Source organism: Maribacter aurantiacus, assembly GCF_005780245.1.
In the GTDB taxonomy this organism is placed as follows: Bacteria; Bacteroidota; Bacteroidia; order Flavobacteriales; family Flavobacteriaceae; genus Maribacter; species Maribacter flavus.
This window is the reverse complement of sequence record NZ_VBUK01000030.1, coordinates 1-579: the sequence shown is the minus strand read 5'-3', so window position 1 is coordinate 579 and position 579 is coordinate 1. Positions and strand designations below refer to the sequence as shown.

The window sequence follows — 579 nt, the reverse complement described above, 5'->3', positions numbered from 1 at the left end:
GTTAGCTTTAATGCGAGAAACGAACTCAGAATTCAAAATTGGATTTAAATTATGGAATTTGAAATCAATACAATAGAGTTACCTACTGAAAAAGAATTAGAAAATCTTTTTTCACAGACAACATGGGCTTCTGAACGAAAAAGCCAAAACATAAGAAGAATGTTAAATAACGTGAATGTTTTCGTAACAATTCGTAAAAATTCAGAACTGATTGGATTTGGAAGAGCAATATCTGATGGAATTTATCGTGCTTTAGTAGATGACATAATTGTTGACAATGATTATCGAAAAAAAGGACTTGGAAAAATAATTGTTGAAAATATATTAAAACAATTAAATGGGATTGACGAAATATTTTTAAATACAAAACCCGATTTGGAGCAGTTTTATAAAAAGTTTGGATTTAATAAAGCGAACACTATCACTATGAAAAAATCAATTAAGCACTAAAGCTAACAATGTATAACCGCAATTACGGCGGATTCGACTATGTCCGAATCCACTCGGAATTGCGAGCGTGGGTGCTTAACCGAAAAATAGTAACTTAAAACCCGTAACTGACGGTTATACGAGACCGTT

General features: G+C 31.8%; 1 protein-coding gene. It reads left to right on the top strand.

What is annotated here, in order from left to right:
- Nucleotides 1–51 precede the first annotated feature (51 nt).
- A complete protein-coding gene (locus FEK29_RS17820) occupies nt 52–450 on the top strand; it encodes a GNAT family N-acetyltransferase (protein ID WP_138259790.1) in 399 nt (132 codons plus the stop codon).
- The last annotated feature ends 129 nt before the right edge of the window (nt 451–579 follow it).